General features: G+C 63.4%; 28 protein-coding genes. 11 read left to right on the top strand and 17 right to left on the bottom strand.

Annotation, left to right across the window (positions count from 1 at the left end; all coding sequences use genetic code 11):
• Positions 1–162 precede the first annotated feature (162 nt).
• Positions 163–1518 (top strand): RNA 5'-3' helicase PhoH2, encoded by a 1356-nt coding sequence (locus ACW5CM_RS03330; RefSeq protein ID WP_438253356.1) that lies wholly within the window; start codon positions 163–165, stop codon positions 1516–1518.
• Positions 1519–1616: 98 nt separating this feature from the next.
• On the opposite strand, the gene ACW5CM_RS03335 is transcribed toward ACW5CM_RS03330, so the two are convergent.
• The gene (locus ACW5CM_RS03335; protein WP_457124182.1) at positions 1617–2450 is read right to left on the bottom strand and encodes a DUF559 domain-containing protein; all 834 of its coding nucleotides are present in this window, start codon (positions 2448–2450) and stop codon (positions 1617–1619) included.
• A gap of 232 nt (positions 2451–2682) precedes the next feature.
• Here ACW5CM_RS03335 and ACW5CM_RS03340 point away from each other — a divergent pair, with 232 nt between their 5' ends.
• On the top strand, positions 2683–3108 hold the full coding sequence (locus ACW5CM_RS03340) for an ASCH domain-containing protein (protein WP_457124183.1): 426 nt from the start codon (positions 2683–2685) through the stop codon (positions 3106–3108).
• A gap of 113 nt (positions 3109–3221) precedes the next feature.
• Here ACW5CM_RS03340 and ACW5CM_RS03345 read toward each other — a convergent pair whose 3' ends face one another.
• The 5 genes from ACW5CM_RS03345 to xseA are packed head-to-tail and all read right to left on the bottom strand — an operon-like array spanning position 3222 to position 7476.
• Positions 3222–4643 carry a class II fumarate hydratase gene (locus ACW5CM_RS03345; RefSeq protein WP_457124184.1) on the bottom strand — a complete coding sequence of 474 codons (1422 nt, stop codon included), beginning with the start codon at positions 4641–4643 and terminating at the stop codon, positions 3222–3224.
• On the bottom strand, positions 4640–5314 hold the full coding sequence (locus ACW5CM_RS03350) for a carbonic anhydrase (RefSeq protein ID WP_438253360.1): 675 nt from the start codon (positions 5312–5314) through the stop codon (positions 4640–4642). Before ACW5CM_RS03350 ends, ACW5CM_RS03345 begins: the two co-directional genes overlap by 4 nt.
• Positions 5311–5952, bottom strand: coding sequence for a DUF4245 family protein (locus ACW5CM_RS03355; RefSeq protein ID WP_438253361.1), 642 nt, complete (start codon positions 5950–5952; stop codon positions 5311–5313). The genes ACW5CM_RS03350 and ACW5CM_RS03355 overlap by 4 nt, the downstream gene beginning before the upstream one ends.
• Complete coding sequence (locus tag ACW5CM_RS03360) at positions 5949–6188, bottom strand: exodeoxyribonuclease VII small subunit (protein ID WP_438253362.1); 240 nt, start codon at positions 6186–6188, stop codon at positions 5949–5951. Before ACW5CM_RS03360 ends, ACW5CM_RS03355 begins: the two co-directional genes overlap by 4 nt.
• Position 6189: 1 nt before the next feature.
• On the bottom strand, positions 6190–7476 hold the full coding sequence (gene xseA, locus ACW5CM_RS03365; protein WP_457124185.1) for an exodeoxyribonuclease VII large subunit: 1287 nt from the start codon (positions 7474–7476) through the stop codon (positions 6190–6192).
• A 149-nt stretch (positions 7477–7625) separates the two neighbouring features.
• Here xseA and ACW5CM_RS03370 point away from each other — a divergent pair, with 149 nt between their 5' ends.
• The 4 genes from ACW5CM_RS03370 (at position 7626) to ACW5CM_RS03385 (ending at position 11489) form a co-directional block, all read left to right on the top strand.
• Positions 7626–8621 (top strand): 4-hydroxy-3-methylbut-2-enyl diphosphate reductase, encoded by a 996-nt coding sequence (locus ACW5CM_RS03370; protein ID WP_438253697.1) that lies wholly within the window; start codon positions 7626–7628, stop codon positions 8619–8621.
• Entirely contained in the window at positions 8563–9420 is an 858-nt protein-coding gene (locus tag ACW5CM_RS03375) for an IclR family transcriptional regulator (protein WP_438253364.1), read from the top strand. Before ACW5CM_RS03370 ends, ACW5CM_RS03375 begins: the two co-directional genes overlap by 59 nt.
• A gap of 228 nt (positions 9421–9648) precedes the next feature.
• The gene (locus tag ACW5CM_RS03380) at positions 9649–10179 is read left to right on the top strand and encodes a DUF6264 family protein (RefSeq protein WP_457124186.1); all 531 of its coding nucleotides are present in this window, start codon (positions 9649–9651) and stop codon (positions 10177–10179) included.
• 50 nt (positions 10180–10229) lie between these two features.
• Positions 10230–11489, top strand: a complete 1260-nt coding sequence (locus ACW5CM_RS03385) for a hypothetical protein (protein ID WP_457124187.1) — start codon at positions 10230–10232, stop codon at positions 11487–11489.
• 78 nt (positions 11490–11567) lie between these two features.
• Here ACW5CM_RS03385 and fbaA read toward each other — a convergent pair whose 3' ends face one another.
• Positions 11568–12596 carry a class II fructose-bisphosphate aldolase gene (fbaA, locus tag ACW5CM_RS03390; RefSeq protein ID WP_438253367.1) on the bottom strand — a complete coding sequence of 343 codons (1029 nt, stop codon included), beginning with the start codon at positions 12594–12596 and terminating at the stop codon, positions 11568–11570.
• Between the two features lie 185 nt (positions 12597–12781).
• Between fbaA and glpX the strand changes: the two genes are divergently transcribed.
• The gene (gene glpX / locus ACW5CM_RS03395) at positions 12782–13768 is read left to right on the top strand and encodes a class II fructose-bisphosphatase (protein WP_438253368.1); all 987 of its coding nucleotides are present in this window, start codon (positions 12782–12784) and stop codon (positions 13766–13768) included.
• A gap of 131 nt (positions 13769–13899) precedes the next feature.
• Entirely contained in the window at positions 13900–14193 is a 294-nt protein-coding gene (locus tag ACW5CM_RS03400) for a hypothetical protein (RefSeq protein ID WP_438253369.1), read from the top strand.
• On the opposite strand, the gene rmuC is transcribed toward ACW5CM_RS03400, so the two are convergent.
• Genes rmuC through ACW5CM_RS03415 form a run of 3 tightly spaced genes read right to left on the bottom strand, consistent with a single transcriptional unit; the run spans position 14190 to position 16558 of the window.
• Positions 14190–15476 carry a DNA recombination protein RmuC gene (gene rmuC / locus ACW5CM_RS03405; protein ID WP_457124188.1) on the bottom strand — a complete coding sequence of 429 codons (1287 nt, stop codon included), beginning with the start codon at positions 15474–15476 and terminating at the stop codon, positions 14190–14192. The genes ACW5CM_RS03400 and rmuC overlap by 4 nt on opposite strands.
• 46 nt (positions 15477–15522) lie before the next feature.
• A complete protein-coding gene (locus ACW5CM_RS03410) occupies positions 15523–15930 on the bottom strand; it encodes an ankyrin repeat domain-containing protein (RefSeq protein WP_457124189.1) in 408 nt (135 codons plus the stop codon).
• Between the two features lie 34 nt (positions 15931–15964).
• Positions 15965–16558 (bottom strand): 3'-5' exonuclease, encoded by a 594-nt coding sequence (locus ACW5CM_RS03415; protein ID WP_438253372.1) that lies wholly within the window; start codon positions 16556–16558, stop codon positions 15965–15967.
• Positions 16559–16839: 281 nt separating this feature from the next.
• Here ACW5CM_RS03415 and ychF point away from each other — a divergent pair, with 281 nt between their 5' ends.
• A complete protein-coding gene (ychF, locus tag ACW5CM_RS03420) occupies positions 16840–17913 on the top strand; it encodes a redox-regulated ATPase YchF (RefSeq protein ID WP_438253373.1) in 1074 nt (357 codons plus the stop codon).
• Between the two features lie 169 nt (positions 17914–18082).
• On the opposite strand, the gene ACW5CM_RS03425 is transcribed toward ychF, so the two are convergent.
• The 3 genes from ACW5CM_RS03425 to ACW5CM_RS03435 all read right to left on the bottom strand — a co-directional run bounded on the left by ACW5CM_RS03425 (position 18083) and on the right by ACW5CM_RS03435 (position 20667).
• Entirely contained in the window at positions 18083–19255 is a 1173-nt protein-coding gene (locus tag ACW5CM_RS03425; RefSeq protein WP_438253374.1) for an alpha/beta fold hydrolase, read from the bottom strand.
• A gap of 71 nt (positions 19256–19326) precedes the next feature.
• The gene (locus ACW5CM_RS03430; protein ID WP_438253375.1) at positions 19327–19935 is read right to left on the bottom strand and encodes a TetR/AcrR family transcriptional regulator; all 609 of its coding nucleotides are present in this window, start codon (positions 19933–19935) and stop codon (positions 19327–19329) included.
• Positions 19936–20115: 180 nt separating this feature from the next.
• Positions 20116–20667 (bottom strand): TetR/AcrR family transcriptional regulator, encoded by a 552-nt coding sequence (locus ACW5CM_RS03435; RefSeq protein ID WP_457124190.1) that lies wholly within the window; start codon positions 20665–20667, stop codon positions 20116–20118.
• Positions 20668–20780: 113 nt separating this feature from the next.
• Between ACW5CM_RS03435 and ACW5CM_RS03440 the strand changes: the two genes are divergently transcribed.
• Entirely contained in the window at positions 20781–21269 is a 489-nt protein-coding gene (locus ACW5CM_RS03440; protein ID WP_438253698.1) for an HPP family protein, read from the top strand.
• Between the two features lie 188 nt (positions 21270–21457).
• Here the strand turns inward: ACW5CM_RS03440 and ACW5CM_RS03445 are convergent, their stop codons facing one another.
• The gene (locus ACW5CM_RS03445) at positions 21458–21670 is read right to left on the bottom strand and encodes a helix-turn-helix transcriptional regulator (protein WP_438253377.1); all 213 of its coding nucleotides are present in this window, start codon (positions 21668–21670) and stop codon (positions 21458–21460) included.
• 2 nt (positions 21671–21672) lie between these two features.
• Complete coding sequence (locus ACW5CM_RS03450; RefSeq protein ID WP_438253378.1) at positions 21673–22146, bottom strand: hypothetical protein; 474 nt, start codon at positions 22144–22146, stop codon at positions 21673–21675.
• A 192-nt stretch (positions 22147–22338) separates the two neighbouring features.
• Between ACW5CM_RS03450 and ACW5CM_RS03455 the strand changes: the two genes are divergently transcribed.
• Positions 22339–22707 carry a DUF4440 domain-containing protein gene (locus tag ACW5CM_RS03455; protein WP_439254954.1) on the top strand — a complete coding sequence of 123 codons (369 nt, stop codon included), beginning with the start codon at positions 22339–22341 and terminating at the stop codon, positions 22705–22707.
• Positions 22708–22910: 203 nt separating this feature from the next.
• Here the strand turns inward: ACW5CM_RS03455 and ACW5CM_RS03460 are convergent, their stop codons facing one another.
• Together ACW5CM_RS03460 and ACW5CM_RS03465 are read right to left on the bottom strand one after the other, a co-directional pair.
• Positions 22911–23513: a GNAT family N-acetyltransferase gene (locus ACW5CM_RS03460; RefSeq protein ID WP_439254953.1), complete on the bottom strand. Its 603-nt coding sequence runs from the start codon at positions 23511–23513 to the stop codon at positions 22911–22913.
• Positions 23510–24115, bottom strand: coding sequence for a TetR/AcrR family transcriptional regulator (locus ACW5CM_RS03465; RefSeq protein ID WP_457124191.1), 606 nt, complete (start codon positions 24113–24115; stop codon positions 23510–23512). The genes ACW5CM_RS03460 and ACW5CM_RS03465 overlap by 4 nt, the downstream gene beginning before the upstream one ends.
• Positions 24116–24227 lie beyond the last annotated feature (112 nt).

Below are 24227 nucleotides of genomic sequence, written 5' to 3' on the forward strand. Positions count from 1 at the left end.
TAATCCTGCGTGTGGGCGTGTCCCGCCGGACACATGCGGTCCTCGTCGTACCGTCAAGGCATCGGACATGGTGTCCGATCGGGTCGGCCGTCAGGACCGCGACTCGTGGCCCCAGGTCGACTCGTGGCATAGCCGGGAATCATCCCGGGTCGGGAGTGGGTCGTGACCACACGTACATCGCAGCAGTCCACCCGTCAGGTCTCGCGTCGGGCGGCTTCGCCCGACCAGGACCTCCGCACCTATGTGCTGGACACCTCGGTTCTGCTGTCAGATCCGCAGGCGTTCTTCCGCTTCGCCGAGCACTCGATCGTTCTTCCGGTCGTGGTGATCACCGAGCTGGAGGCCAAACGTCATGACCCCGAGATCGGCTACTTCGCGCGGCAGGCGCTGCGTCACCTCGACGATCTGCGAGTCGAGCACGGTCGGCTCGATTTTCCGGTACCGGTCGGCGAGGGCGGCACGCTCAGAGTCGAGCTGAACAACACCGACGGGCAGGTGCTGCCCAGTGGCATCCGACTCGGTGACAACGACAGCCGCATCCTGTCGGTTGCGATGCACCTCTCGCAGAATGGCCAGGACGTCACGATCGTCTCCAAGGACCTGCCCATGCGTGTGAAGGCGGCGTCCCTCGGGCTGTCAGCTGAGGAGTACCTGGCCGAGCAGGCCGTCGACTCGGGGTGGACGGGCATCGCCACACTCAATCTCTCCGGCGATGAGATCAGCGACCTGTACGAGAGCGAGGTCGGAATCAGTGAGGATGCCCGCGGAATTCCGGTCAACACCGGGCTGATCATTCACTCCGAGCGCGGCTCAGCATTGGGACGGATGGCCGGCGACGGCGAGTTCACACTCGTGCGCGGTGACCGCGACCTGTTCGGGATGCATGGGCGTTCCGCGGAGCAGCGCATCGCGATCGATCTGCTGACTGACCCGGACATCGGGATCGTGTCGCTGGGCGGACGCGCTGGGACAGGAAAGTCGGCGCTCGCGCTGTGCGCGGGACTGGAAGCCGTGCTTGAGCGGCAGCAGCAGAAGAAGATCATCGTCTTCCGGCCGCTGTTCGCTGTCGGCGGGCAGGAGCTCGGATACCTTCCCGGCGACCAGGGCGAGAAGATGGGCCCCTGGGGCCAGGCGGTCTTCGACACGCTCGGCTCGGTGGTCTCGGGCAACGTCATGGAAGAGGTGGTCGAGCGCGGGCTGCTGGAAGTTCTGCCGCTCACGCATATCCGCGGACGTTCCTTGCACGATGCCTTCGTGATCGTCGACGAAGCGCAGTCGCTCGAGCGCAACGTGCTGTTGACCGTGCTCAGCCGGATGGGGCAGAACTCCCGTGTCGTACTTACCCACGACGTCGGTCAGCGGGACAACCTGCGGGTCGGCCGGCACGACGGGATCGCATCGGTGATCGAGACGCTGAAGGGACACGAACTGTTCGCGCACGTGACGCTGATGCGCTCGGAACGCTCGGCGATCGCCGCGCTGGTTACGGAACTGCTGGAGGGAGGGGAGCTGAACTGAGCTTGCCTTCTGGGTGTTGCACCTGTCGGAGGGTGTTACGAATGTCGGAGCTTTAGGGGGAATCGCACCGACAGACGTAACACCCTCCTACGGTTGTGTCACCGAGCGCGGAGCCGTCGCAGAGCGCCGAGGATGGCCGCTTGCACGGTCGGCCAGTCGTGAACAATCTGCGCGTAGTCGAAGCGCAACGTTTCATATCCGAGAGCGGATGCCGCGGCATCCCGTGCCCGGTCATTATGGCGCTTCGTCTCACTGTCGTGATTCTCCTTGCCGTCGGCTTCGAGGATCAGGCGTCCGCCGAGGACGAAGTCGACCTTCCCGACGCCGGTGATCACGACCTGGCAGTCGAGGTGGATGCCGAGGATGTGCGTTCTCAGTCGCAGGAGAGATTCCAGTCCGCTGTCGGCATCCGGTCGGGCGATCTCGACCAGCCAGCGAGCGGATGCTGGCAGCGCCTGCCGCACGCGGGAACGAGCAGACTTCGACAGGAGCCGCTTGCGCCAGGCGGACTCGTACGCCGCGAAGAACGCCTCATCTCCGGCGCAGCGTCGCAGATGAACCAGCGCAATCTCCACGGGCGCATACCCCAGCGGTGGGATGCCGGTGTAGAAGTGGCTGGTGCATGAGCACGCGTCGTGGCTGTGCACGCGACCTTTCGGTCCCATCCAGACATGAGGCCCATCGTCGTCGGGGAGCACCCAGATCTCGTGCGCGCGCAGCGCCGAGGCACAGGTGACAGCCCCGCCGTGAGCGGCTGCGGTGCGGATGCCGCTATCGAGGTCGTGCGTCGCGAAGACACCGGCGCGCACGCGTTGAATCTTTTCCTCTTGCACCAGGCGTGCCAGCTGAGTGCGGGTGAACCCGAGGCGTTGCAGATGGGAGCCGCGGGCGATGCCGCCGAGGCGACGGATGGTCTGTGCAGGACTGAGCATGATCCATACAGTGCCGCATCACCACCCCCTCGAACGGGATTCCACAGGTGTTCGGCTAGGGGGCCGATCGTGCAGAACAAGTGGGCCGCGGGGGAAATTCCGATTGGGCTGCGACACCCGTCGGAGCCTGTTACGGATGTCGGAGGAATTGATCAAGTTCCTCCGACGGATGCAACATCCTCCGACATCCGAACATAAGTCCGCGGCCGGGACCGGTCGATAGGCTGAGCGGATGCCAGACGCAACTGACCTGCCCGTGTCCGAGTATGCGTTCCCCGGGCCGCTTCGTGACTTACTCGTCGGGGCGATCCTCACGGGCGAGAAGACGTCAACTACCTCACTGGTCACGGAGTACGAGCTCGAGCGCGAACCCCTGCCTGCCGTCGGCGACCGCGCAGTCGTGATCGACTCGGAGGGCGAGCCGGTGTGCATCGAAGAGATCATAGAGGTCCGAGTCGTGCGCCTGGCAGAGGTCGACCTCGACCATGCCGTCGCAGAGGGCGAGGGATTCACGACCGTAGCCGACTGGCGCACTGGACACGAAAAGTTCTGGCACAGCCCGGAGTTCCGCGAAGGAATGGGCGAGGCATCCTTCACGGTCGATGACGACACTCAGACTGTGCTCGTGCGCTTCCGAACCGAGCCGCTGAGTCCCTGAGACGGATGCCATGGCGTCACACATGTCGGAGCCTGTTGCGGGTGTCGGAGGAATTCACAAAAAACCTCCGACGGATGCAACAGGCTCCGACAGGTGTAACAGGCGAACGAACGTCAGCCGGCGTGGGTCATGCTCAGTAGGTCGAGCTTCTCGTCCAACTGAGCCTCGGTGATCTCACCGCGCTCGACGTACCCGAGGGCGATGACGGCCTCGCGCACGGTGATGCCTTCGGCAACGGCGTGCTTGGCGATCTTCGCGGCAGCCTCATAACCGATGATCTTGTTCAGCGGCGTCACGATCGACGGGCTCATACCGGCGAATGCGGCAGCGCGCTCGGTGTTGGCAACCAGGCCGTCGATGGTCTTGTCAGCCAGAACACGGACAGCGTTCGAAAGCAGACGGATCGACTCCAGCAGAGCGGTGCCCATCACAGGAATGGCGACGTTCAGCTCGAAGGAACCGGATGCCCCGGCCCAGGCGACGGTCGCATCGTTGCCGATGACCCGAGCGCACACCATGAGCACGGCCTCCGGGACGACCGGGTTGACCTTTCCGGGCATGATCGACGATCCAGGCTGCAGGTCAGGAATGTGCAACTCGCCAAGACCGGTGTTGGGCCCAGAGCCCATCCAGCGCAGGTCGTTGTTGATCTTCGTCAGCGAGACGGCGATGGTGCGAAGCGCACCGGATGCCTCGACCAGACCATCACGGTTGGCCTGAGCCTCGAAGTGGTCCTTGGCCTCGGTGATCGGCAGTTCGGTCTCTTCGGCGAGGAGCGCGATGACCTTCTGCGGGAAGCCGAGCGGCGTGTTGATGCCCGTGCCGACAGCCGTGCCACCGAGGGGAACCTCGGCGACGCGGGGGAGGGCGGACTGCACGCGCTCGATGCCCAGGCGGATCTGGCGGGCGTAGCCGCCGAACTCCTGACCGAGGGTGACGGGGGTTGCATCCATGAGGTGCGTGCGCCCGGCCTTGACGGCATCCTTCCACAGCTCAGCCTTCGCCTCGAGGGCGACGGCGAGGTGGTCGAGCGACGGGATGAGAGTGTCGATGAGGACCTGCGTGACCGCGATGTGCACCGAGGTCGGGAACACGTCGTTCGACGACTGCGAGGCATTCACATGGTCGTTCGGGTGAACAGCCGAACCCAGGATGCTGGAGGCGAGGTTTGCCAGCACCTCGTTCATGTTCATGTTCGATGAGGTGCCAGAACCGGTCTGGTAGGTGTCGACGGGGAACTCACCGTCGTGCTTACCGGCCGCCACCTGGTCGGCAGCGGCGGCGATCGCGTCGGCGATGGCGCCGTCCAGGGTGCCGAGTTCCTTGTTCGCCAGGGCTGCGGCCTTCTTGATGCGAGCCAAAGCGGCAATCTGGGTCGGCTCCAGGCCCGTGCCCGAGATCGGGAAGTTCTCTACCGCGCGCTGCGTCTGAGCGCTGTAGAGCGCGTTCAGGGGCACGCGAACCTCGCCCATGGTGTCGTGTTCGATGCGGTAGCTCTGCGATTCCTCGCCGCTGCGCTGGTGTGTATCGGTCACTTCGATGCCTCCTCGGTTGCGGGGACGCCTTCGATCCCCGTGTCGATTCCCACTGTGATCACGGGCACGGCCGTGCCCTCAGCAAGACGGTAGTTCGCGCCCACGATGCCGAGGCGGCCCTCGGCGACGGCGTCGCTGATCAGCTCAGACGACTGCAGCAGGTTCGCGACGGTGTTGCGCAAGTGCTCGCGGCCGACCAGTTCGGCGTCGATGTCAGCGGGGGACGTGCCACCGTTGGCTGCGAGCACCTTGCGGGCGGCGGGAATGATCGGCGCGATCAGCTTCCAGATGTGCGGCGGGAGGGGTGCTGCGTCGATCGCCGTCCCCTCGATGGCAGCACTGACCGCACCGCACTCATCGTGGGCAAGCACGACGATCAACGGCACCTGCAGGATCTCGACGGCGTACTCGAGGCTACCGACGATCGATTCGCCGATGACCTGCCCGGCGTTGCGGACGACGAACAGGTCGCCCAGGCCCTTGTCGAAGATGATCTCGGCGGCCAGTCGCGAGTCGGAACAACCGAACAGCGTCGCTGTCGGATGCTGCTGATGGGCCAGATCATGCCGGCGCTCGACATCCTGATTCGGATGCCGCGGCTCACCCGCGACGAATCGACGATTTCCGTCCAGCATCTCCTGCCAAGCGGCTGTCGGGGTGAGTACTGTCATGAGGCCTCAGCAATCGCTTCGATCTGCGGAATCAACGAGTTGGCGAGCTCAGCCGTCGACTCAGGGGAGCGTGCGCCGTAGAGCAGCACGTAGTCTTCACCGGCCTGCGTGCCGATCGCGTAGGAGACATTGCTCTCGGTGGCGCCGCCGAGCTCGTACACATCCCATTCCAAGCCACCGATCCGGGTGGTGTCGGTCGGCGCAGTGCCATCCAGCTGCTGTGGTGCCCAGGATGAGTCGGCCTCGAAAGCCTGCACGACGTTGATGAACCCGCGCTCGTCTTCTGAGGCCGGTGCCATGGTGACCTTCCAGGTGACCGTTGCGCCGCCCTCGAGCTGTGCGGCGTTCGCGCGCCAGAAGCCATCCGTCTCGGGCACGAGCGCCGGACGTTGCATGGTGGATTCGACGTCGGCGGCGATGCCTGCCACATCGATCTTCTTCTCGGATGCCGGTACGCCTCGCGGCACCGCGAAGACGATGACAGCGACCACTGCCACTGTCGCGATCAGCGCGGCGATCAGATTGCGGAACGTTTGGCTGGCACGATATTTCTTGCTGAACTCCGCCTTGCGTGCTGCGGTCTCCGCCGGTGTCTCGGGGCGTCCGAGCTCAGCGACGACGGGTGCGGGCTTGTTCATGCGTCATCCTCATCAGCGGCAGCGGTACGCGCCTGCTCGAGGCGGCGCTTGGCGCCCAGCAGCCATTCTTCGCAACGGGCGGCAAGAGCTTCGCCGCGTTCCCAGAGCGCGAGCGAGTGCTCAAGGGTAGGGGAGCCCTGCTCGAGCTCGGCGACGACACGGACGAGCTCGTCACGAGCGGCCTCAAATGACAGAGTCTCGACGGGGGCGTCATTCGGCGAAGTCACGCCTTCCATCCTACGACGGGGTGTTGCCCTCGGCGATTTCTCCCTCGGAGCGAGCTGCCAGCGAGCCGCGATCCACAGTGATGGTCAGTGCACTGCCGGCGGGAGCATCCGCTGCGTCGCGCACGATCACGCCGCCATCGAGATGGGCGATGGCGTATCCCCGAGCGAGAGTTGCCGCTGGCGAGAGCGCGCGCAATGACGCGCGCAGCTCACCGGTCCTGCGCCCGGCGAGGTCGAGCTGACGGGTGATCGTGTCGCGCCCTCGCGAGAGCAGCAGCCACAACTCCTGCGCGCGATCGGCGATGATCGGATCAGGCGAGCGCAACACCGGACGGGTGCGCAGCTGCTCGAGCTGCGTGATGTCGTGCGAGACCCGTTGCGTCAGGCGCGAGGTGGCACGCGATCGCAGCTGCGCGATGATCGCGCGCTGCTCGCCCACGTCGGGAACCACACGTTTGGCGGCATCGGTCGGCGTCGAGGCGCGGAGGTCCGCTACGTCGTCGAGCAGCGGGTGATCGTTCTCATGTCCGATGGCGGAGACGACCGGAGTGGATGCTGCTGCCACCGCCCGCACGAGTCGTTCGTCGCTGAACCCAAGCAGGGTCTGCGGGTCTCCGCCGCCGCGGGCGATGATGATGACATCGACATCGGGGTCGGCATCCAGCGTCGCGAGCGCGGCGAGGACCTCGGGCACGCACCGTTCGCCCTGAACAGCGACGTGCTGGGTGCGGAAGCGCACGTGCGGCCAGCGCAGCTCGGCGTTGCGGTGCACGTCCTTCTCGGCATCCGATCTCTCACCCGTGATGAGGCCGATGACGTGAGGAAGGAAGGGGAGAGGCTGCTTCCTGGCCGAGTCGAACAGTCCCTCTTGGCGCAGCTGGGCACGCAACTTCTCGAGACGCTCGAGCTGATCGCCCAATCCGACATGCTTCATCGATGAGACGGTAAAGCTGAAATCGCCTGCTTTGACGAAGTAGTCGGCTTTGACAGCTGCGATCACATGGTCGCCCACGGCGAGGTCGGTCGGGATGCGCCCGCGCACGCTCGACCAGATGCGGATCGATATCTGCGCATCGGACTGGGTGTCTTTGAGGCGACCGAACACGTTTCCACCGCGAACGTTCCACGAGGTGATCTCGCCTTCGACCCAGACGACGTTCCAGCGCGCGATGAAGTCGCGGATCGTTGAGTTCAAGCGTGCGACAGAGGTCGGTGCATCCGCGGTCGAGTCACGGGGCGCGACAGCATCCGCCGGCGGAATCTCGCCTTTCATGGATGATGCTTCGAAGACCGTCATCGGGTCTGCTCCCTCCTCATGCGCCTGAGCGCTCGCACAGGCCCAGCACCGCGGTACGACGGTAGAATCAAGGTGTGACCCAGGCCACCGTACATCTTCCCATTCCTCGCATCCCTCGTTCCCGGGCGAAGCGGCTTCAGGATATCCCGGTGGACGGACCCAAGAAGGTGCTGCTGGCAGCACCGCGCGGGTATTGCGCCGGTGTCGACCGGGCCGTGGTGGCCGTCGAGAAGGCTCTCGATCGTTACGGGGCTCCGGTCTATGTGCGCAAGCAGATCGTGCACAACATCCACGTCGTCACCGAGCTCGAAGAGAAGGGCGCGATCTTCGTCGAAGAGGTCGATGAGGTGCCAGAAGGCGCGCACATCGTGTTCAGCGCGCACGGCGTCTCGCCCGCAGTGGTCAGCGCAGCATCCGATCGTGGATTGCATGCCATCGATGCGACCTGTCCGCTGGTGACGAAGGTGCATCGCGAGGCGGTCCGATTCGCTCGCGATGATTTCGAGATCCTCCTGATCGGCCACGAGGGCCATGAAGAGGTCGAGGGCACCGCCGGTCACGCGCCCGAGCGAGTGACCATTGTGAACTCCCCGGACGAGGCTGACACCGTCGTGGTGAAGGACCCGTCGAAGGTCGTATGGCTGTCGCAGACGACGCTCTCCGTCGACGAGACGATGGAGACCGTGAATCGACTGCGCACGCGTTTTCCCGAGCTGCAGAATCCGCCGTCTGATGACATCTGCTACGCCACCCAGAATCGGCAGGTTGCGATCAAGAAGGTTGCGAAGGACGCGGACCTCGTCATCGTGGTCGGTTCCTCGAACTCATCGAACAGTGTGCGCCTGGTCGAAGTGGCTCTGGAATATGGGGCCAAGGCGGCGTACCGTGTGGATTACGCCGAAGAGGTTAAGCAGGAATGGCTCGACGGCGTCGCCACCGTGGGAGTGACGAGCGGGGCCTCCGTGCCGGAGATCCTCGTGGAGGAAGTCCTCGAAGCGCTGCAGAGCGCGGGATACGGCGACGTGGAAGAAGTTCGCACCGCTGAGGAGGATCTGATGTTCTCGCTGCCCAAGGAACTACGCCAGGATGCCTCCGGTAAGCGCGACGCTCGTGCTCTCGGTGGTCGCGCCACTGAGTCCCCGTGATGATCTGAGCGACGCTGTGAACACGCAGGAGTCCGAACCGACATTGATCGGCTCCGTGCAGCGTGCGCTGCGGCTTGTTGACATCGTCGCGAACGCACCGCGGCCATTGCCGGCGAAGATGTTGGCTGCCGCAACCGGCCTCACTATCGGCACCACATACAACCTGGTGCGTACGCTCATCCATGAGGGTTACCTGGCGGCCGAGCCGGACGGGTTGGTGCTGGGGCGGCACTTCCCGGCGTTTCGCGATGAGATCGACGGGCGAGGGGTGTTCCTCGCTCGCGTGCGGGCAGCGCTTCGCGCAGTGACCGACGAGGTCGGAGCAACGGCATATCTGTCGCGTTTCGACGACGGCGAGGTGCATCTGGTGGACATCGTGGATGCTACGAGCAACCCCCGGGTGGAATTGTGGGTCGGTCTGCACCGCAGTGCGCACGCGACAGCACTGGGAAAGCAGATCCTGGCAGATCTCGAAGAGAAAGACCGCCTGGACTACCTCTCTCGGCACCAGCTGGAGGAGCTGACGCCCAAGACGATCAGCGATCGCCGTACGCTTCTGACGCAGCTGGAGCACTCACCAGGGTGGGTTGTGGACGAGGAGGAGTACTCGATCGGCAGTACCTGCATCGCCGTTCCCGTCATCGCACCGAATTTGACGGCATCGCTCGCTATTTCTTTGCCCGCCGACAGCGCGGTCGTGGATGCTGCCCTCATCAGTAAACTGCAGCGCACGGCGCGGCAACTGTCTCTGCAACTGGGCGCAGACGCGCTGGATACGAGTAGCGACTTCACTATCTGAATAACAACCCCTCGCGCTTTCCTGGACAGTTGTCTAGTCTGTTCGTGAAGGCACCCGTCTGACGGTGTCTTCAGATGGAGATAGCGCCCCCAGCGCTGCTTCGTCTCGGCATGAGCGTCCCCAGCGCTCAAGCCAGCGGCCCCCGAGGAGTCCCCACTTCTCTGGGGCCGCCGCTTTTGGCGGGGCTGGCTGGACGCAGATCAAAGCCGCGCGCATTAGCATGGCGGCATGATCGATGAGCGGCCGCAGTATGGCGAGTATGCGACTCCGGAGGAGCAACGCCGGTTGGCGGGGTTGCCGCCGATGGATGCTGTTGATGAAGTTCCGACCGCAGAATCGGCCGCATCCCAGGAGACCTCGCCGCCGGCGCCGACTGTTACCGCGCCCCGCCGGTGGGATCGCATCCTCACCATTGCCCTGGTGGCCTACGGGCTGGTCAGCGTCATCATCAATACGGTGGCGTATTTGGATCTGAGTTCGATGATGAACGACAGTATGGAGATCATCGGCATCGAGGGGGAATTCACCAACTTCGCACAGGCCAAGGTCTGGGGGACCATCGCCGCCTTCGTTCTCGTGGTCGGATGGATGCTGACCGCCTGGCTGTCGTTCAAACGACTGCGCACCGGGAAGTTGACCTGGTGGGTGCCGCTGGTGGGCGCGGCCGTGACGATGATCATCGTTTCGCTCTGCATCGCGGTGCCGATGATGGGGGATCCGGCGTTCATGTCCTATGTCGATGGGATGGCCGGACGGTAGACGGCTTTCAACACCCCGGCTCGCATGGCGTGAGCCGGTAATGTCGAATGATGCTCGAAAACAGTTTTGGTGTTCAACTCTCCTACGCATCCGTCGACGCTGCTGACGGGGCAGATCCCCGCCCAGCAGCTCGAGAGCTGCTCGTGCACCTGCGTGTGCCGGCCGGATTGATCGACGCAGACGCCGCGTGGGGTGAGTCTCAGCAGGAGGCAGTCGTCGCGATTCCGATCACCGACGCCGGGTTTGTACTCACGCTGACTGATCAAGACGTCATCGCGACGACTCTGACGGCGGGGGAGTTGCGCACGGCATTCGCGGATGCCGGTCTGACGTTGTGGCTGCAGGACTCTGACGATGCATGCTGCGACGACGGCGGCTGCGATGACGGTGGGTGTGACGACAGCGAAGCGGATGCTCTCGTGACAGAGTCGTTCGACGAAGCATCCGATATCTCAGCAGAATTCGATGCGGCGCCTGTTCGCATCTCGGTGTTCTCGCACCGCGGACCGTCTGCCGCGCGATTGATCGCGCAAGTGAATGGGCTCGATGTCGAATACATCGAGTCCGGCTCATGGTCGTTGCTGCGCTTCGAATCCGAGGATCCGACCAACGCGGGCGTCGCGGCGAAGGCAGAACTGCCGGTGATCGAGTTGAACCGTGTGGATGACGGCGGTGACTGGTTCGAGGTGACGACGAACGGCGGCGTGCATCAGTTCTGGCCCGATGCCGAACGGCACACCGTGCCGGTGATGGATCTGGAAGCGCTCACGGTGCCGGAGACCGCGGAGATCTGCCGCCGGCTGCTCAGCGATGGCGATGGCAGTCGTGACGAACTTGTCCAGATCGCTGCGCACTCGCGGCTGGACGTTGCTGGTGCGCATCGTGCGCTGCAGCCCGAGGCTCTGGATGGGGTGGTCGGGACGCGTGCGCGGCAGGAAGCCTTCCTTGCCGCATTCGGTGTGCCCGCTGATCTCATCGCCGCAGTATTCGACGAAGCCGTGTCCTCCGACACGGACCTTGAGGTGCTGCGTTTCGGGCCGGACGGCTGGGGATCAACGCTCGGCGAGATTCTGGTTGACGGTATGAGCGGGTTTACCCCGCTCACCCGTCGCGACCGGCCGTTGGCTCGCGTCGCTGGAGCGTTGCACCGCAACCGTCTCCTGGCCGCAGCGCTCAGCGTCGGCGAACTGGCGCTCGGCGTCGCAGCATCCCGACGCCGCGGCTTCAGCCGTTTCGTGGGCATTCTGCTGATCGTCGATGCCATCGCCGACCTGGCAATCGGGGTGGTGCGCGCCCGTCGCGGGCGCTGACACACCCCACGTACGAAGAATGCCCCGGCCTGACGGCCGGGGCATTCTTGTGTTTCGCTGCGGTCAGCGAATGTCGTATCAGCTCTGGGACTGGCCGTGCGAGCCGAGCTGACGGGTCGACTCGACGACGCGGGCGGCCATAGCCGCCTCTGCGACCTTGCCCCACGCGCGGGGGTCGTAGACCTTCTTGTTTCCGACCTCGCCGTCGACCTTCAGGACGCTGTCGTAGTTCTTGAACATGTAGTCCGCAATCGCACGCGTGTATGCGTACTGGGTGTCGGTGTCGATGTTCATCTTGATGACGCCGTTGGCGACCGCAAGGGCGATCTCCTCGTCGCTCGAGCCCGAACCGCCGTGGAAGACCAGGTCAAGCGGCTTCGCACCCGTGTTGTACTTGGCTGCGACCTCAGCCTGGATCTCGCCGAGGAGTTCCGGACGCAGCTTCACTCCACCGGGCTTGTACACACCGTGCACGTTGCCGAAGGTGAGCGCTGCGATGTAGCGGCCCTGTTCGCCGAGGCCCAGTGCCTGCACGGCCTGGTCGACATCGGCGAACGTCGTGTAGAGGGCGTCGTTGGAGCCCTCGTGCTGGACACCGTCTTCCTCGCCGCCGACAACACCGATCTCGACCTCAAGGATCGCGTTGATGTTCTTCATGCGGGGGAGCAGTTCCTTGGCGATCTCGATGTTCTCCGCCAGCGGCACGGCCGAGCCGTCCCACATGTGCGACTGGAAGATCGGATTGCGGCCAGCCTTGACCTCTTCTTCGCTGGCGGCGATCAGCGGCTCGACGAAGCCCGCGAGGGCATCCTTCGGGCAGTGGTCGGTGTGCAGGGCCACGGTCACCGGGTAGTTCTTGGCGACCTCGGTGGCGTAGCGAGCGAAAGCAAGCGCGCCGGTGGCGCGTGCCTTGACGGTGTGGCCGGCGAAGTAGTCGGCGCCGCCCGTGGTCACCTGAATGATGCCGTCGGAGCCGGCCTCGGTCAGGCCCTGGAGGACGGAGTTGATGGTCTGCGAGCTGGAGACGTTGAATGCGGGATACGCGAAGCCACCGGCCTTCGCGCGGTCGAGCATTTCTGCGTACTGATCCGGAGTGGCGACGGGCATGAAAACTCCTGCGATAGATGAAGCCGGGACAGCTTCAACTCTATCGGTGGGGAGCATCGGATGCCGGGTGCTCCCCGGCCTGTTGAACGGGGGCACTCTTCGCAGGTGTTAAGAATCGCTGTTCCTTCATCGAGATCGGGGCGAAAGACCCCTGTTTCAGATGGCACGATCGTTAGGCTTGCCCCATGGTGAGTCTGACGGCCGATATGAGCCCGCTGCGTCCCGACCGAAATCTTGCACTGGAGCTTGTGCGGGCGACTGAGGCGGCATCGATCCGTGCCGTGCCCTTCATTGGGCGGGGAGACAAGGAAGCCGCCGACGGTGCAGCTGTCGACGCGATGCGCGCGTTCCTCGGCACCGTGAACTTTCAGGGCCGTGTCGTAATCGGCGAGGGCGAGAAGGATAACGCTCCCATGCTGTTCAATGGCGAGGTTGTCGGCTCCGGTCGTGGTCCGGAATGTGACATCGCCGTCGACCCGATCGATGGCACTTCGCTCACCGCGGCGGGGCGCCAGAATGCGCTGTCGGTGATCGCGGTCTCCGACCGTGGGACCATGCTCGACGCATCCAGCGTGTTCTACATGGACAAGCTCGTCACCGGCCCAGCAGGTGTTGGCGTCGTTGACATCCGCCTGCCTGTCGGCGAGAACATCCGGCTGCTGGCCAAGGCGCTCGGCAAGCCCGTCGACGAGATCGTCGTGTCGGTGTTGAATCGTCCGCGCCATGAGCGGCTCATCGAGGAAATTCGCGAGGCCGGTGCGGGCACGCGACTCATGAGCGATGGCGATGTCGCCGGTGGCATCAATGCAGCACGTCATGGGGCGCGTACGGACATGTGCGTGGGCGTCGGTGGCAGCCCGGAAGGCATCGTCACCGCCTGCGCGATCAAAGCGCTGGGCGGCCACATCCAGGGGCGTCTCTGGCCGCGCGATGACGACGAGCGTCAGCGGGGCATCGATGCGGGTCTGCAGATGGACCACGTGTACGAGGCAGATGGCCTGGTGAAGGGCGACAACACGATCTTCGTCGCCACCGGTGTGACCGACGGTCAGCTTGTTGCCGGGGTTCGTCGCGAAGGCAACTACGTCTACACGGAGTCTGTTGTGCTGCGCGGCGCGTCTGGAACACTGCGTCGAATCGCGTCGGAGCACCTCGTCTCCAAGTGGCTGTAGGCCGATCGTTACCGACCTGGTGCTGGTGAACGCGCGGTCTTACCGGCTTTCCCAGGCTTTGCTGGCACAATGGTGCCTGGATTCGTCGCCTCGATAGGGCATCAGAATGGCGGTGTCCGGGAGGGTGACAAATGACCACGCAGCAGTCGCGGAGCGAGAGCAGGTCCGTGCCAGCGAACATGGTCACCACCAACACCGGCCGTATTCTGCGGATTTCACCACAGGATGAGGCAGCGCGCGCTGCAGCCGTCGCGGCTCTTCCCGTGACACCTGCTCACGCTGATCCTGCACGCCGCGCCGACGTGCTCTTCCGCGTTCGTCGCGCTGAAGGGCACGAGCTCAGCTCGTGGTGGATGATCGGTGCCTTCGTGGTGAGTTCCGGGCTGGTCATCGCGCTGCTCAGCTGGGTTCCGTACAGCGCTTAGTCTCTGTCGGCTCGCTCGCGCACTGCGCCGAGGTCGGCTCCGATTGTCGCAGTCTCTGCAATCTCCGCAGTCTCTGCATTTTGTGCTGCTTCGACGAGTTCGGGGGCGGTGAATCGGCGCGCCGGGGTCGTGATCGACTGCGGTGTGGCGTCGAGCGTTGACGCGTCGATACCGGGGAACTGGCGCGCGGTGACCAGCACCCGGCTCTCGAGGGAACCCGCGAACTTGTTGTAACTGTCGACCGTACGCTCCAGTGCCCGACGGAGGTCATCGGCATGCCCGGCGAGGGTGCCCAGACGATCGAACAGCTGCGTGCCGAGGTTCAGCAGTGTGCGAGCCTCCGCCGATACCTCCTGCTGGGTCCAGGTGAAAGAAACTGTTTTCAGGACGGCCCAGAGGTTGACGGGTGACGCCAGCGCTACTCCCTTGCCGAATGAGTAGTCCAGAAGCGTCGGATCCTCGTCGATGGCCGCGGCCAGGAGCGATTCATTGGGCAGGAAGCAGATGACGAACTCCGGGCTTGCATCAAGCCCCGACCAGTACGCCTTCTTCGAGAGAGCATCGATGTGTGCGCGCACTGCCCTGACGTGCTTTTGCATGTACCGCTGGCGCTGCGCCTCATCGGCGCTGCTCCCGGTCAGGGCACTCGCTTCAAGATAAGCATCAAGGGGAACTTTCGCATCGACGGCGATGGATGTGCCTCCGGGCAGTCGGATCACCATGTCGGGTCGGCCCTGCCCGCGGTCGGACGAGATCGTCGACTGCAGGTCGAAATCGACGTGCCGGGTGAGTCCGGCAGCTTCGACGACACGGCGTAGCTGCGTTTCTCCCCAGACACCGCGGGTCGCGGTGGAACGCAGTGCCCCAGCAAGTGACTCGGTCGTCGCCCGGAGTGCTTCGTCGGATTCCTGAGCTCGTCGCAACTGTTCGGCGAGCGAGCCGAACTGGGCGTGGCGCTCCTGCTCGAGCGTGGTCACCTTAGTCTGCATCTGCTGCAGCGATTCGCGGACCGGCGCCAGCGCTGTAAGCACTGCATTCTGCTGCTGCACGCGCTCGGCCTCAGCCCGCTGCTCGGTGCGGGCGTGTTCAACCGCATCCCGATACAGGTCGTACTGACGGTCTCGATCATCACGCACGGCAAGGAGTTCGGCCTCGGTGCGCGCAAGTTCGGCGGTACTGCTCGAGAGTTCGCGCGCACTGCGGGCGGCTCGAGCAAACCAGCCTGCCACGGCCCCAAGAGCAACGGCTGCCAGGAGAAGAACGACGATCAGTGGAGCATCCATAAGGCCATCATGTCGAGGGCCTCGGACATTGCGGGGATCCCGGTCGTCAACGCCCCGCGTACTCGTCCAAGATCGAGCGCATTTCTGCGAGTTGGAACTGCTCAGCGATAGCGGCGGCGGAGAGGCCGCCGGCATCCGGATCTGCGCCGGCATCCAACAGCATGCGCAACAGGGGCTCGTTCTTGCGGAAGACCGCGCAGGAGATAGCTGTCTGACCGTTCGCGTTCGTAGCGTTCAGATCGGCTCCGCGCCGCACCAAGTCAGCGACAGTATGTGCTTGCTCTGCATACGTGGCCACGATCAGAAGGGTGTCCTGCCGGGGATTGCGGGTATCGATCGGCACACCGGCGTCGATCATCTCGCCCAGCGGCCCGGTGCGGCCCTGACGCGCGAGATCGAAAGTGCCCTCGATGACTTCGAGGCTGAGGGGAGATGCGCCTGCGGGATTCGGCATGAATACATTGTCGCGTGTGAACGGATGGTTGTGCTCAGGCAGCGCGTTCACGCGGGGCGACGACAGGCGCGTCGGCCACGCGGATGCCGAGAGCGGTGGCCAGTTCGTCGACATCCGCAGCCCCGGCGCGACGTCCCGCGTCGATGATGATCTGCGCGCATGCTCGGGCATCCGCCAGCGCATCGTGGTGCGAGAACTCGGCGAAACCGGCCGCGGCCGCAGCCTTCGGTAGGCGATAGGACTCGAGATCGTAGGTCTTGCGGGCGACCTGGAGGCTGCACAGCGAACGATACGGCGGGCAATCCAAGTCCGTCACATCGGATGCCGTGCGCAGTACTTTGAGGTCGAAACCGGCGTTGTGCGCGACGAGCACGTCGGCTCCGGCGAAATTGCAGAGGCGGTCGAACTGCTCAGGCCAGGTGGCGGCTTCCGCAACATCGTGCGGATGGATGCCGTGGATCTTGATGTTCCACTCCTGGAACTCATCGTGGCCTGCCGGTGGACGAATCAGCCAGTCTGCGGTGGCAACGACCTCGCCGTCTCGAACGCGGACGAGTCCGACGGAGCAGGCTGAGGCGGGAGAGGAATTCGCCGTCTCGAAGTCGATTGCGGTGAAATCCAAGGGCACCTGTTCACCTTCTCTCCCGGGGTGCCGCTGTGCGGTCAGACTCGCCGCGAAGCGCGGGAGTTGCGGCGCACGCTTGGGGGCGACGGGGGAGTTGCGGCGCACGCTTGGGGGCGACGGGGGAGCTGGGGCGCACGCTTGGGCGGAGAACGCACGCTCGGGCGGAGGATCCGCTTGAGTTTCTCCGCCCAACGCTGCGTTCTCCGCCCAACGCTGCGTCGCGGAGCCCCGCACAACGCCGAGGACTCAGGTGCTGGCATCCGCGCCCGGTAGACTCGTATCCCGTGGCTCTAACTATCGGAATCGTGGGCTTGCCCAACGTCGGCAAGTCGACTCTCTTCAACGCACTCACCAAGAACGACGTGCTCGCGGCGAACTACCCGTTTGCGACGATCGAGCCGAATATCGGAGTGGTGAACCTGCCCGATTCGCGACTGAATAAGCTGGCTGAGATCTTCGGCAGCGAGCGTATCCTTCCGGCCGCGGTGTCGTTCGTCGATATTGCCGGCATCGTGCGCGGCGCGAGCGAAGGGGAGGGGCTGGGTAACCAGTTCCTCGCGAACATTCGTGAGGCGGATGCCATCGCCCAGGTCGTGCGTGGCTTCGCTGACGGTGATGTCGTGCACGTCGAGGGCACGGTGAATCCGGCATCCGACATGGAGACCATCAACGCTGAGCTCATGCTCGCGGACCTTCAGACTGTCGAGAAGGCGATCGTCCGCCTCGAGAAAGAGGTGCGCGGCAAGAAGGTAGAGCCCGTCGTGCTCGAGACCGCGAATGCCGTGAAGGATGCTCTTGAGCGCGGCACTCTCCTCTCGACGAGCGGCATCGACCTCGAGCCCGTCAAGGAACTGGGCCTGCTTACTGCGAAGCCGGTCATCTTCGTCTTCAACGTTGACGAGGCTGTGTTGACGGATGCTGCGCGCAAGGAGGAGCTCGCTGCTCTTGTTGCGCCCGCCAAGGCGATTTTCCTCGACGCGAAGATCGAATCGGAGCTGATCGACCTCGATCCGGAAGATGCCGCGGAGTTGCTTGCATCGACCGGTCAGGATGAGTCTGGTCTCGACCAGCTCGCCCGCATCGGGTTCGACACCCTCGGTCTGCAGACCTACCTGACTGCCGGGCCCAAGGAAGCGCGCGCTTGGACGATCCCCAAGGGATCGAAGGCTCCGCAGGCGGCCGGTGTCATCCACACCGACTTCGAAAAGGGCTTTATCAAGGCCGAGGTCATCTCCTTCGAGGATCTCGTCGAGACCGGCTCCGTCGCCGAAGCCCGCTCCAAGGGCAAGGCTCGCCTCGAGGGCAAGGACTACGTCATGAAGGATGGCGACGTGGTTGAATTCAGGTTTAACGTCTAATCTGCTGATCAGGCGATGAATCTTCGGCCACAAATTTGAGTACAGATTCGCCGAACTTGTAGCAGTCGTGTAGTGGCGTCTGGGTTCTAGACGCAGAAGGCCCTCTGAAGGTTCAGTGGTACGTCTGTGCACATGGCGACATTCGTTGGGGTTGCCCGCTGAAAACTGATTATCTTGCTGGCGCGGGGAGAAGCTTGGCGACGCCGAGTCGGAACGAGATCAATCGAGCGATGGCCGACCGTGAGCCACTGAGATCGTGGAGGCCACTTGGTGTCGTGCCGTTCGCTGCTACAAGGTGATCTATCGCCTTGATGGCGAGGTGCGGTGCAGTGTCTAGAGTGCTATGTCCGTGGTGTTCGATCGGTACGAGTACCGCGTTCGGTGCGCTTGCGATGACCTGCTCAGCAACAGACCGCGGCGTGCGCACGTCACGGTCACCCGAGAGCGCGAGCAGAGGCCAGTCGAAGCTTGGCAACGACCCTCGCACATCGACTGGCTCACCCCTGAATGGCGGAAATCGCTCCGCGAGATCAGCAAAGGAGGCGTCGTTGCGCAGCGGACCCGTTTCAGAATCATGGGGGAGGCCATAACCGAGATCGGTGAATGCGCAGTGAGCGACCAAGTCGAATTCCATGAGGAAGGGGCGGGTGCGCATGACGTCGGAGGTACCGAGGCGGTTCAGCCACGACCAGACGCGCACGCCCTTCCCGCGATCCAGAAGGTCGAGCATCGACGTGACAAGATCGGGGCCGCCAGATTCATGCAAAAGCTGGATCGGGAATCCGGCATCTTCAACTGAGACCGTTCCGCGTTGAGTAAGAGCGCGTAGCCGAGCGGCCTGCTTCGAAGTCTTCTTGGTGCCGTGCCAGTACAGAGTGTTGAGTGCTTGTGCGGTGTCGTGCTTGCTTTGGGCGTCGAGCACCGGCGAGTCGAGAATCATCCCGCTCACCCGACCGGGATAGAGTGCACCGAACGCCGTCGCGAGATAGCTGCCGTACGACGACCCATAAACGATCACCTGTTCGATGCCTTCGGCGTCGAGCACAGCGGCCAGGTCATCCAGTACGTCAGTTACTGTGATGTCGGCGGGGCTAAGGTCGGTGTTGTCGTCTGCCTTGCGCGATAGGCCGACGCCACGATGCTCGACCATGACCACCTCGAGCCCCTGCTTCGCTGCCGTTGTGCGGAACCGCTGATACGGCAGCATCGAACCTAGGCCAGGCCCGCCAGGGATCACGAGTACCGGCGCGGTCGTGCGTGGCCCGCTGTGCACATACGCGAGAGGCAGCGTCCGGCCTTCCGGGAGCTGCCGGGGCAGCATGCGCGCTCCGGTACTCTTCATGAGTGCTGCACGCCGGCGCTCCCAACTGTTCGGTGGTATCTCGGCTTTCATCGTCGGGGAGTGTTGCCCGCTCATCTTGTGCTGTCTTCTTTCGGTATTGCCCGCGCTGCGCGGCGCACGAGGCTGCGTGCGTCGTCAATGGTCATTTCCGTGCCCGGAGTGGCAAGTTCAAGGCACACTCCAGCGATCAGAGCACTCAACTCCAGCACGTGGGTGCGCACGAATGAGGGATCAAGGTGTCCCTCGTGCGCGATGATCTCCAGCCATGTCCGAATGCGTTCGCGGGATCGAGTGGTGGAGACTTCCAGAAACGCTCGTGCGAATGGTGGCCCGGACGGGTCCAAGCCGACTCGATACATACCGAACCACACGTCGACAAGATGTGTTGCTTCGTCGGACGTCGGCACGAACTGCAACAGGCATCGTTCCAAGCGCTCTTGCGCGGGCAACGTGCTGTCGCGAATCTTGTAATCCTGGGTCTGGTCGTCGACGAGCTTGAGGATCAGGGCTTCGTGCAACGATTTTTGATTGGGGAAGTAGTGCCGGAGCGTGCCCATCCCGATCCCTGCTGCCTCCGCCACAGTACGCACTGACAGTCGACCCATTCCTGATGTGGCGAGCAACTCTGCCGCGGCAGACAGGATGAGATCCCGGCGTTCGACGTGTCCTGAATAACTCATGGCCTCTAAACTAGCACAGTGTGCTAATTCGAGAATCGCGTCAGTGTCTCATGCCTGATGCCAAGGTTGTTATCTGCGGCGACGTGGTGGAGTTCAGATTTTCGGTCTAACCTCTGGCGGATTCAGGCGGCAGAGAACCCGGACCGGTTCATCACTCTAAGGGCTAAGCCTGCTGATGCCTCAGTCGGACCCCAGTAGTCGGGAAGCTGCTTCTTTGGCTTGTGCCGTAGCGTCAGTGTTTCCCGAGATCCCCGCCGTTACCATGCAGCCTTCGCCCAGAAGGAAGATCGCGTCAGCTACGGCCTGTGATGCCCCGGCATCGTGTACGACGTCGTCCATGTAAGCCTTCAGCCGGGTCTTGTGCTGGCGTACGGCATCTGCGACATCCGGGGATACTCCACCAAGTTCGCCGAAGGCGTTGATCCACGCACACCCACGATGGCCTTCATCCGAGAGCCAATCCGCGAGCCAATCGAAGATTGTCAGCACCCGACTCCCCGGTTCCGTCTGGCGATCGACTCGCTCTGCGAGTGAAGCGTGCCATCGTTCGTCGCGCCGATCGAGCATGGCGACGGCGATCGCGTCCTTGCCCTTGAAGAGTGAGTAGATGCGTTTGAGAGGCATGCCGGAAGCGGTGCGGAGGGCGTCCATGCCGACGGACTGATACCCACGCTCGTAGAAGAGCTCCTCTGCTGCGTCCAAAAGCTGCGCGACGTCGGCCTGCGGGGTCATGCTTGATCACCGGTCCTTCGTATTTGCATGGAGAACGTTCATTCTCTATGGTAGCAAGCCTATGAGAACGACCGTTCTCGCCAGCCTGAAGGAGTGCCGCTGTGACCTTGGATATGAAGTGGGTTCGGACTAGTAAGGCCCCGGTCCGCCCGACGGTCCCAGTCGTGTTGGTGTCGACACTCACCTCCATAGCAGCTCTCGCTTCGCTTGTGGGGCTGGGAACTTTGTCCGGACATGTGCTGCTCATTCCACCGATGGCAGCGAGCATGGCATTGGTAGCTGGCGCGCCGTCGTTGCCACTTTCTCAACCTCGCCACGTCATTGGTGGACAGGTGATCTCGGCGGTTGTCGGCGTTGCTGTCGGGTTGCTGGGTGATTCACTTTTGCTGGCAGCGATTGCGGGCGGACTTGCGTTAGGCGCGATGTTGCTGACGCGCACGTCGCACTCGCCAGCTGCAGCTACTGCGGTTATCGGAACAATGACGGTGGATGCGCCGGTCTCCTTCGTTGCTTGCGCTGGGCTTGCTGCCGTCGTGCTCGTGTTGTTCGGTTTGGTCCGCTCCAGGTTGGGTCGTACGCAATACCCTGCGTACTGGTGGTGATCCGAAGCGCGTACATCCCGCGGGGGAGTGTGCCGAGTGGCTTTGTACTGGTTCGCCCCCTGTGCCCTGTCTGGGCCACTGCTGGCTGGTCATTGAGAGGTTGGTATCTACCGGAACTCGGTGGAATTTAGGTTTAACGTTTAGTCGCATTCCGGTTTGACCTCTCGTCTGCCTTTACATATCGGGCCTCAGCTCGGCTCCGTGTCTTCGGACCGGGGATCGAAGAGTTCCTCGATCCTGCATTTGAAAACCTCAGCCAGGCGGAAAGCTAGCGGCAAAGATGGGTCAAACCGTCCGCGTTCGATGGAGATGACTGTTTGACGGGAGACGCCGAGCTCTTCGGCGAGGCGCTGTTGCGACCATCCGCGGTCCTGCCGGCGTTCGTGAAGCGAGTTCTTCACAGTCAGCCCCGCTTCTTCGCCATGAGGTACCGCACAACTGTGCTGAAGAAGGCAACCCAGACGACGCCGATGAGCGCGCAGGTGACATCGAGTTCGAAGCCCGTGGTGACGAGCGTCGCAAGCGCGAATCCTGTCAGCATGATCGTGTCGCTGAGCGCACCAGCCATAGCGGCTTCCAGCCACTTTGACTCGATCGATTCATCTGGCCTGTCGAGTGCTCCCCGCAGGCTTGAGTGATCCACGACTAGGACCCAGATGAGGCCGATGAGCCCCCAGGGCATGATGAGGGCGAACACGCCGGCGATGACCAAGGCTTTGTCTCCCTGGGAGACTTCAGTCAAAAGTGGGAGCGCACCAACTCCCGTGGCCAGGATCAGCCCGGCCGGGATCGCAACCGCCATGGCGGGGACGCGCCCTCCGGCGAACTTGATGCGGCCCCAGCTCGTTGGGGTGTCGGTTCGTGGTTCGGTGCTCATAGTCTCTCCGTTGTGAAGCTCGTTGGAAATGTGAAGCAAGCTAGATATGTACAGCTCGCTTTACGCAATTTGGCGATTTCGAGTTCGTCGTGCGGGCGCATAATTCCAGGAATTTTGGGTTGTCAGCACTCGCCGAAGATCAGGACCGGGCCGTAGCGGTTCGACGCCGATCAACTGTGTGACGATGGTGGGATGCACCAGCACGACACGCAGTTCTTCGTTGACCTTGAATCCAAGGTTTGGGCCGCTCAGGTCAGCGGCGATGTCGTTGCCGATCGTGAGTTGCTGTCAGGTGATTTCGTCGGGGTGTACCCGACTGGGTTCGCTGCAAGAGAAGATCACGTTGAGCAGCTTTCTAACGGGCCGGTGATTGCGTCGTACGCTATCTCTCAAGCGCGACTCATCGTTGCTTCCCCGGTTTCGGTGATGCTCTCTTACCGCGCTGACTACAGGCGGCCCGGAAGATCGGGGTTAGAGGCGATGTTCGTGAGCTCCCTGTGGGTCCAGGGTGACGGCCGCTGGCGAAACACGTTCAGTCAGGACACGCCCGTGAGTTCCTGACCTTCACAATGGATGCTGCGTCCCGCTGAGCGAGTGTCCGTGCTCGGCGAGCTTCAGTAGGTGACCGCAATCCTGACCTCAGTCTCGCAGCGGCAAATTCCTTGACCGACGGAATGCGGTGGAATTCCGTTTTTCGCTCTCGAGCCCGGACTTGAGGAGAGTCCCCGAAGCGCGCTTCCGGGGCTGTCGAGTTCGTGCGCCCTTCAAGCATCAGCCTTCGCGCGGTTGAGGCCCATCGAGACATACGCGGAGAACCCAGCTCGCTTAGCGAACTTGATGCGTCGTCGCTGCGTCTCGGTGAATCCGAGTTTGGCGTACAGTCCAAGGGCGGGGGTGTTGGTGTCCTTGATATCACGCAGCACGAACTCGTCGGAGGGCAGCTCCAGGAGTCTACGCATCAGCGCAGTGGCTACGCCTTTGCCCTGATGCTGCGGCGCTGTCGTGACGAATGCAATCTCCGTCAGACCATCGCGGGCACCGTCGTCGGCCCCCATGAATTGGCTTCGGATGATCCGATAGCTGATCATCCCGTGTATTGGACCGAGCACGCGCTGGAGCTCGTGCCGATCCGGCTTGAAGCACTCCTGCTCGCCTTCGGTGACGACCGCGACCGCGGCGGGCTCGCCGTCGACGAGTGCGATGTGGAAGCGCTCGAGGATGAGCATCGGGGCGAACGCGTCGGCGAGTACATCCGCGTTCTTGGAGAAGTAGGCGAAATCCTCGGCGAACCCTTGCGTGAGAACTTTCGCGATCTGGTGTCGGTATTCCTCCCCGAGTTCGCCTGCACGTGTGACTTCGATCTTCATCGGGGTCCTCCTGTGAATACTCGTAGGATCAGGTCGACATCGGGCTCCGCGGATTCCTCCCCCAGAGCAACGTGCAACGTTGTGATGCCGGTAAGCATGGCGAAGTAGTGAGCGGTCAGTCGGGTGGAGTCTCCCTCGGCGATCTGACCCTTAGCCTGGCCCCGCGCGATGAGCGAGGCGAAGGCCCGCCAGATCGTTCTCTGTGATGCAGCCAGCCGAGATGAGGTTCCCTCCGGGGTGTCCGTCGTGACGCCCTGATTTATCATCATGTAGAACTCGGCCGCGCCGTTGTCCGCTGCGAGGTCCGCCACGTATACCTCGGTGAAGGATCGGATCATGGAGATCGGATCCCCTTCGGTCGAGAGCTGCGCGGCGGCAGCCCCGAGCCCGCGCGAAGCCTGATCGATCAGTTCATCGAACAGCGCTTCCTTGCTCGCGTAGTGCCGGTAGATCGACCCGGTGCTGATCCCCGCCTCGACGGCGATCTGACGCATGTTCGTGGCCGCGAAACCACGGTGCGCGAACACCCGGACGGCAGCCGTCTCCACAGCGGAGCGCGTGGCTGAGCGCAACGCTTCGTTCTGCTCCGTCGTCCGTGGCACCATAACCCTTTCAATGAACCCTTGTTCATTTTATGCTTCGATCGCACGCGGCGCAACAGGCCCGGTGCTCGACTGGGGCTGGTATCCGAGGTGCCTGGTGGGCAGTGGATTG

The organism is Microbacterium wangyouchuni (assembly GCF_054072595.1).